At 48.0% G+C, this 8,359-nt stretch carries 5 protein-coding genes; all 5 read left to right on the top strand.

All coding sequences use genetic code 11. The features are described 5' to 3' along the window. Positions 1-237: site-specific integrase (locus AC2FNR_RS18550; RefSeq protein ID WP_496850666.1), on the top strand; the 237-nt coding region annotated here is incomplete at its 5' end. Between the two features lie 781 nt (positions 238-1,018). After that, positions 1,019-1,951: a lysophospholipid acyltransferase family protein gene (locus tag AC2FNR_RS18545; protein ID WP_170356648.1), complete on the top strand. Its 933-nt coding sequence runs from the start codon at positions 1,019-1,021 to the stop codon at positions 1,949-1,951. 1,382 nt (positions 1,952-3,333) lie between these two features. After that, positions 3,334-5,232 (top strand): type I secretion system permease/ATPase, encoded by a 1,899-nt coding sequence (locus tag AC2FNR_RS18540; protein WP_496850664.1) that lies wholly within the window; start codon positions 3,334-3,336, stop codon positions 5,230-5,232. Between the two features lie 43 nt (positions 5,233-5,275). After that, positions 5,276-6,529: an HlyD family type I secretion periplasmic adaptor subunit gene (locus tag AC2FNR_RS18535; RefSeq protein ID WP_496850668.1), complete on the top strand. Its 1,254-nt coding sequence runs from the start codon at positions 5,276-5,278 to the stop codon at positions 6,527-6,529. A gap of 319 nt (positions 6,530-6,848) precedes the next feature. Next, positions 6,849-8,359, top strand: a 1,511-nt coding sequence (locus tag AC2FNR_RS18530; protein ID WP_496850662.1) for a CLIPPER-2 domain-containing protein, incomplete at its 3' end; no start/stop codon positions are given.

The raw sequence follows: 8,359 nt of genomic DNA, 5'->3' as shown, positions 1-8,359 counted from the left end.
AAGACGGACGCGGCGGAGCGACTGGTTCCGGTTCATCCGATGCTAGATGAGACGTTTCGGCAGTTACCCTCATCCGGGCCTCTGTTTCCTGACCTGACCGTGGCGCATGTCACCAAGGGGTTTGCGAGACTGAGACGTCGGCTGGGTCTGGAGCGACCGGGACTGGTGTTTCACTCGACCCGGAAGTGGTTCATCACCCAGTGTGAGCGAACGGGTGTTCCTGACGGCGAGGCATAATACTGAAGCGATTTGAACGCCAGCGCTATCTTATTCTGGGATGACAGGCAGCGCGGGCTATAGTCTGGTCATGGGACTGCCCAGACCAACTGCAATTTGCAAATGAACACGGGTAGCTAACCAAACCGTTGTGGTTGCTGATTTAAACCAATACTGACCGTCTAACTTCCTATTGCGATATCAACGTTTAAGACAGGCCGCGATATCGGGATACACAGGTAAGTGCGCGCGCGACAGCAATTTGATTTCCGCGCGTAAAAAAATCTTGAATAGATGCATTTTAGATTCAACTATTCAAATGCGTGGCAATTTATCATTACCTCTGTTGCTTGCGCATTCGCCAGACTGTCTGGTTAGCCTCCTGGCGACGTAAGTGAGTGGCGTCGCCAGGAGTTCACTTGTTCGTTTACTTGAAAGGCCGCACAGAGCGGAGTTCGTTCGAAGTCACAGGCAATGAGTGGAACCGGCTGAGCGACCTCTTTGGCCGCTAAAAACTTGAAGAACCAAAGTCTTTATTTACTGCTAAGCAGCCTTTATTCAAAACAGAGCGCGAAACCGCTTCGAGTCCTGAGCGCACTCAATCTCACTCACGGCATTCTAAGGTAAACAGTTTTTGGACATTTTCTGTATGTGCGAACTCTCAAGGTGCCAACGGAAGAAGCTGACATTTTGGCAATCATAATTGCTCGGCCTTTTTTGTACCGAGGCTAGGCAGAAATGAGGATGTTGCAGAAACTGATCGCTTACTGTGTATTAGTATTTTCAGAATTGGGCAGCCTATATGAGTTTCACCAAAACAAAGGACCGCATATTTCTCGCCTATGAAACATTTTCCGGCTGGCTTGCCCGACGTTCCAGACCTGTCAGAAAGTTCTTCTATGCCGTTGTCGGTTGGGTTCTTAGATTGATCTACGTGCTTCCGGGAAATCATGCCCGATATACCGCAGTCGCACTATCGGCGCATGTGGACCACCCCTCACCTAGGCGATTGTTTAAGGAATACGTGCGGAAGCTTTTGCTGGGTTTTGATCGTGCAGAAAGGATACGGCATGGCTTCGGTGAAGAAATCGACGAAACTTTAATTGTCCAGGATCGTGAAAGATTTGAACGGCTCTTTGAGAATGGGAGTTTTATCCTCGTCTTACCTCACGCCCACGGTGCGATACCGATGGCCCGATGCCTCTCGAACTCGTACCCCATATTATCGATTGTTCGGGTGTCAAAAGACAAAAACCGTGCCGAAGCTCAACATAGACTTTATCATAGTGTTGGATGCGAGTTTGTAGATGTGCGGGAAGCGGATCCAACTTCCGTTGCAAGGATCATTTTGAGAACATTAAAACGAGGCGGGATCGTGGTCGCGATGGTTGATCGCATTGATGAGCCGCCCACGCAAATCTTGAGCCCAGCACGTGATCTTGCCGCTGTGTCGGCGTTCGGTGAGATCGTTGGTGTTCAAACCTGGCCAGCAAGATATGCCCAAAAGGCAGGGGTCCCGATACTACCTGCGACTGTAGTACAGACCGAAACGGAATTGCATTTGGTTTTGGGCCAAAGTGTTATGGCTGGAGGGGATCTAGTATCCACAACTCAAAACTGGATTAGTGAACTTGAACATCTTCTGAGACTATATCCTCAAGAGTGGACATTCTGGCTAGACAAACACTGGTCGCGTGTTTTGCGCCGCAATCCACCTGTATCCAGAAAGTTATAAGTTTCAAGATGCCTATGAAAAAACGATCGAGTACGCGCATGCAAAGTTAAGAGATAGGAAAAAACATGTCATAAGCTAGGAGATTGCCTCTGACCAAAGGCTGCGATGTCTGCATGTAGAAAGTTGCGCAGAGATTAGGGCAATCTAAGTTCACAACTTGAGAGACCGGCACGACTGGAAACTCCGGCAAACACAACCACATTTGCTAGTATGATTAGCCGCCGAGAATTTGTTGCAGTTGCAACTACCGCACTTGCTGTTCCGTACATCGCGAGGGCGCGGCCCGACGCGCTAAGCGAAGCGATTGGTCAGCTCCCACCGCTACATTCCCTCCAGGTCAAAAAAGGCGACGAAACTGTCTTTGCCGAAGCGCCTCGCGGCCCCGGTCGCAATCGACCTACAAACATCAAATCCTGCTCAAAGAGCATCGTCTCTCTGCTTCTCGGGCCGGCGATCGAAAACGGCGAAATCCCGTCGATCACTTCGACTCTTGGCGTGGTCGCGCCCGGCATTCTTCCACCGGATGCCACACCCGGAGCAGCGGAAGTTTCGATGGAGGACTTGGTGACACTGCGAGCCGGTCTCGAAAGGACTTCAGGCACCAACTACGGTGATTGGGTGAGTTCAGGAAACTGGATTGCAGACGCTATAACCCGCCCGATGGTAGCGGAGCCTGGGACGCGCATGCTGTATCCACAGGTTCCACACACGTCCTTGGGGTCGCTCATTGTCTTCTACCAATAGGACTTTAGTCAAAACTTCCCCCTTGCGCCTTCGCATACTATGAGCACCGAATGGTTAAAAAACATCGAAACTTGTATTCGAGGGCCATACTCTACTGCCGGATCGAGCGATCTTTACTAGTCGATGCATTCTTTCGTCAATTCTATACCACGCAATGAATATTTAGCCGACTTAAGTCCACCCGCCAACATTCGCACATAATGGGTATTATCCGTAGCAATTTGTGGAGAGGCCATTAAGCTTATGAATCGTTGGGAAGCCAGATGAACGCGCCAAAAAACCTCCAATTTTCACCCGCGGAGAACGTCAGATTCCTGCCATGAGCGACAAATGCTGCGCTAATTATCTATGCCGTTTTTGGCGCGTTTTAGTTATTCGTTGCAGTTTGTCTGAGCGTTGGTTTTTGTTTTTGAACAAGGGTTTGGGTGACAACTTGGGTAACAATTGACGAGTTTTGTACTTGGTTTCCATTTAGGTGGAAATTGACGTTCATCCTATCTGAGTGCTGCTCGGAGCCCAACCTGTATCTTAGTCAGTTCGCTTTAGGTGAACTTAACGCGCCTGGGCGGCCTATCGGGCTCGTGGATCACCTTAATAATTTATCACAACACTGTTGAAACATGTGGCTCTTGTATACAATGATTGTGTTTCCAGTGTTTACTGTAGCGAGTACCCGTTTGGAAGAAGCCGATTCTCATCGCGTATCAATTTCTCTTGCGGCCGCAAAAAGTCGTGACTTGTTGTTGATTGCAATGGCTTTTAGCATTTTTACTAACCTGCTTATGCTTACAGGCCCGGTATTCATGCTTCAGATTTACGACAGAGTTTTAAGCTCTCGTTCTGAAGAAACCTTACTGGTTCTATTCGGCTTGGTGACGCTGTTATTCACAATTTACGGGTTTCTAGAATACGCACGTGGACGCGTTTCTGCGAGGATAGGTGCCCGAATTCAGAGCACCTTCGGGCCGCTTGCGTTCAAAGCGCTTCTGGAACGTTCGGCGCTCAAAAGAAGCTCGGGAATCGAAAGCCACGGGTTGCAGGACATTGAAGCGCTTAAGGCATTCTTCTCGTCCCCGTTATTGTTGGCTATCTTTGACCTACCTTGGACGCCCATTTTTTTAGTCGCAGTTTTTATCTTTCATCCTTATCTCGGCTGGCTCGCGCTTGCTGGGGGTTGTGTGCTCGTTTCGGCAGCTTTGATAAACCAGATTTTAACCGTTAATAAAACGCTACAAGCCCAATCAATCTCTCAGTCAGCAAACCGATTTGCCGGTCAAGTCCAAGAAATGAGCGATTTGGCCTGGTCGCAAGGAATGGCTTCAGACTTGGAAAAGCGTTGGAAAAAGCTTCAAGATGCAGCGCTTCATTCTTCAATTCTAGCAAATGACTGGACGGGTGGTTTTGCGTCTTTTTCCAAAGCTTTTCGGTTTTTTCTCCAAGCGGCGATGCTTGGGCTTGGCGCTTGGTTAGTTTTGCAAAATGAACTGACTGCAGGCGCGATGATCGCGTCTTCAATATTACTAGGCAGGGCACTGGCTCCAATCGAACAGTGTATTCCACAATGGTCGCTGGCGCAAAAGGCGAGACGAGGTTGGCGTCGGCTAGATGAGCTTTTGCAACAATTAAAGCTCGATGACGAAGTGACTACATTGCCGAAGCCTGAAGCGTCGTTAACAGTCGATGGCGTCACGGTCTTTGCGCGAGGGCGCGAACACCCTGTTCTGGGAAATGTCTCATTCCATCTAGCACCTGGCGAAGCGTTGGGGATTTTGGGGAAAAGTGGTTCAGGAAAAAGCACTTTAGCTAGGGTTGTTATGGGATTGGTTAGTCCACATAACGGAGAAGTACGTTTAGGTGGCGCTACGCTTAAGCAATACGGTCCGGAAGAAATGGGTAAGCAGATTGGTTACTTGCCGCAGGACGTTCATTTTTTTGCTGGAACGATTGCAGAAAACATAGCTCAGATGTCACTCGAAGTTTCTTCTGAAAGAGTGGTGATAGCTGCCAAAAGGGCTAAGGTTCACAGTATCATTTTAAATCTTGATGAAGGATACAATACAGTTATTGAACCACTTGATGGTAAGTTGTCAGGAGGTCAAAAGCAAAGACTTGCCCTTGCTCGCGCTCTCTATGGTGATCCTAAGATCCTTGTGCTGGATGAACCCAATTCCGCATTGGACAAAGAGGGGTCTGATGCGTTGAATGCAGTCGTTTCAGAGTTGAAAGCCGCGAACAAATCAGTTCTGATTATGACTCATCGCCCAGTCGCTATTTCAGAATGTGATAAGTTACTTATTCTCCAAGGCGGTCAAACAAAAGATTATGGTCCTCGCGACCAAGTACTTGGTTCCTCGCTCAAGAACGTGATGTCGATAAAGAGGCAAATTCAAGCCAATGAAAACGAAGAGTTTAGATCTGCCGGGGCGCATCGAAGAGTTTCGAAAGCAAGTAAAGAGTTTCGTTCAATCCGTAAAAGAAAGTTGGGTAAACAGAAAGCACAAGGCTTTAAGTCAGTCAGGAAAAAACACGGACATTGAAGAAGTAGCTGATTGGAGCGCCTTAGTTCCTATTTACATTGGCGTGACCTCAATAGCGGTTTTGATTTTTGGGATTGGCTACTGGAGTTTGTTTACTAGGATTTCCGGTGCTGTTGTTGCCAGCGGTACTGTGAAAGTAGAAACCGAAAGACAAGTCGCTCAGCATCCAGACGGAGGCGTTGTTTCAGCGATTTTAGCTCGCGATGGAGATTCAGTGGAGGCGGGCGACGTATTAGTCAAACTTGACGGCACATTTCTAAGATCTGAGTTGCAAGTCGTGGAACGACAACTGATGGAAATTCTCGTGCGACGTTTCAGGTTGGAGGCTGAGAGAGACCAGCTTTCAAATCTTCAGGATATCGCTTTAGGAGAATTTTCAACGCTGGACAACGAATGGATGATCTCACAGCTTCAGGGTCAAAGAAACCTTTTCAACGCGAAACTGGCTTCACACAAGAACGAAATCGATCAACTGAAACAACAGTCATTTCAAATCGAGGATCAAGTCCGAGGTATAGAGGCTCAAGTGAGCGCGCTAAAAGATCAATTGGATCTGGTCGAGACCGAAATCAAGGATCTTGAGGCCCTGTTGGAGCAAGGGTTGGTTCAAGCGTCTCGGGTTTTGGCACTCAGGAGAGAGCAGGCGAGGCTGAAGGGAGAGATAGGCCAGCTAGAAGCTGCAAAAGCCGAGGCGAAAGGGCGGCAAACGGGCGTTTCAATCGAAATCATAAACTTGGAAAATAGGCGCCGGGAAGGCGCCATTACAGAATTGCGTGATTTACGTTTCAGCGAGATCCCTTTGGTGGAAAATCGTCGAAGTTTGAAGAAACGACTCTCGAGGTTGGAAGTTAGGTCACCGTCCGAAGGCGTTGTTTTTGGGTCATCCGTTTTCGCGGAACAGGCTGTTATCAAACCTGCTGATCCGATTATGTACATCGTCCCAAAGGATAGACCACTTCAAGTATCAGCGCGAATTGACCCCGTGCATATTGACCAAGTTTACGAAGGTCAGCCGGTTTCACTTCGTTTTACTACCTTTGACCAACGTACAACGCCTGAAGTTCTTGGTGTCGTAGTCAGGATATCAGCTGATACATTTACAGATGATGCGCAGGAGGTGCCTTATTATGAAGCGGTGTTGCAACCCGACACAAAGTCTCTGACTGCGACAGGTGATGTTTTGCTCGTTCCGGGAATGCCTGTGGAGGCATTTATCAAAACTGATGCACGTGCACCGATTTCATACCTCGTTCAGCCTTTGGCCAACTATTTTCGACGCGCTCTAAGGGAAAATTAAGTCGTTGTTTTCCGTAACCTTTAAGAGCCGGAAAGAGACATTCGTAGCGACGTTAGCGGACTAGCCGGCACTGGACTTTATTCGACGCCGTCGCGTCCAGTCGCTGTTCGATTGACGTGTTTTGCACGTACAAATCCGTTAGTTTGTTGACTCAATTTTATCGAGTTTATATCGTCCCGATACCTTTAGCGTGAGCTTTTTACTGTTTAGTGCCAAAGTGCGTACCTCGGCTAAAGGTCAAAAAACTTAATGAGTGCAGATAAGAATATGGTTTGAAGCCCCAGAGTAGAGATTTTTTCATAGTTTGCCGGGGGGCATTATGGCTGACTTTAATCTCGAAGCGGAAGGTTCCAGAGAAACCATTGGTGGAGTGACATTTATCAACTCTCCAAATGAGGGATCCGGTACAGGAAATTTCGAACCTTTTTTGGCTACAAGCGACGAAGCGAGCACATCAGATGGTGTTGCCGCTGGATTCAATACCGTAAACGATTCAAATTCCGCAATAAATAATGCCTTTGGTAACAACGAGTTAGACAAGCAAAAGACGAGAGAAGTTAAGCTGACTGATATTCCCGTCACCGTTATTGACGGAGTCGAATATTATGAAATTCGCTTGGATTTGAATGAGAGCAATAGCGACGATCTCATAACACTAGAAACATTTCAAATTTACTTGTCCGACGATGGCACGATCGGAACCTACAATGACCTGACTTCGAATGGAAATTTGGTCTACGATATTGATGCAATTGAACCAACTACTCTGTTTTTGGCCGAAACATCTACAGGCAGTGGCACTGACGACTACACGGTATTGATCGAAAAAAGCGTCATCGATGCGTATTTTCTGGCAAACCCCAGTGCGTCTTTTGAAGATTACTATTTCTACCTTTATTCGGAAATGGGCCGCCCTGGTGAATATGACGAAGAGGCAGGCTTTGATGAGTGGAACATCCAAAGCGCTGGGACGATTAATGGCTTCAAGTTCGGGGATCTTGATGGCGACGGTGTTTACGAACCAGAAGATGGAGAAAGCGGGCTGGAAGGTGTTGTTGTATACATAGACAGCAACAATAATGGCATATTTGATGCAGACACTGAACGCGCAACTGTCACGGATGAAAATGGTAACTTCACTTTCTTCGGAGTCGCGACCAGTTCTGACGATATAATTATTCGTGAGGATATTTCTAGTTTAGAGGCGGGCTCCGAGCCAACCAACGGCACCTTGGATGGTCAAGGCGATGATCCCTATTTCTGGGTCGCGAACCTTTCCGAGGCCGGAGATACAGATTTTGTCCAGATCGGAAACTTGGTTCCAAATCCACAGATAATGATTACCAAAACGGTTGTCGAGGTGGACGGTGAAGGCTCTGAGGGAATAGCTGAAGATGCCGGGGATGAAATTACTTATCAATTGGTGATCGAAAACACGGGCAATCTGGCTCTGGCTGGCGTTACTGTGACTGACCCCTTGACTGGGGTAAGCATTTTGGTCGGTGATCTGGAGGTAGGTGAAGTCGTCACAATCGATGACGGCGACAGTGATGGATTGGGTGGAACAGTAGATCTAACCTACCAAGTAACGCAGGAGGATCTGGACAGCAGAGGCGATGCAGAGTTTGGCGATGTCAGTGACGACGACGATGGCAACATAGAGAACACCGCCAGCGTAAGTGGATTCTATGAAGAAGAGGAAGTGACAGACAGCGATGATGCTGACGCTCCTTTGGCCTACCAGCCTGGGATGGAGATCGAGAAAGAGATTACAAGCGTTGACGACCTGAATGGCAACGGCCTTGTCGACGCGGGTGATCAGATCAATTA

The sequence above is a fragment of the Ruegeria sp. SATB045 genome (assembly GCF_059613525.1).
This window is presented reverse-complemented; position numbering and strand designations above follow the sequence as displayed.

What these genes read in the sequence shown, in the direction of transcription:
- AC2FNR_RS18545 (WP_170356648.1), top strand. Translation starts at nt 1,019, where the DNA reads ATGAGTTTCACCAAAACAAAGGACCGCATATTTCTCGCCTATGAAACA.
- AC2FNR_RS18540 (WP_496850664.1), top strand. Translation starts at nt 3,334, where the DNA reads ATGATTGTGTTTCCAGTGTTTACTGTAGCGAGTACCCGTTTGGAAGAA.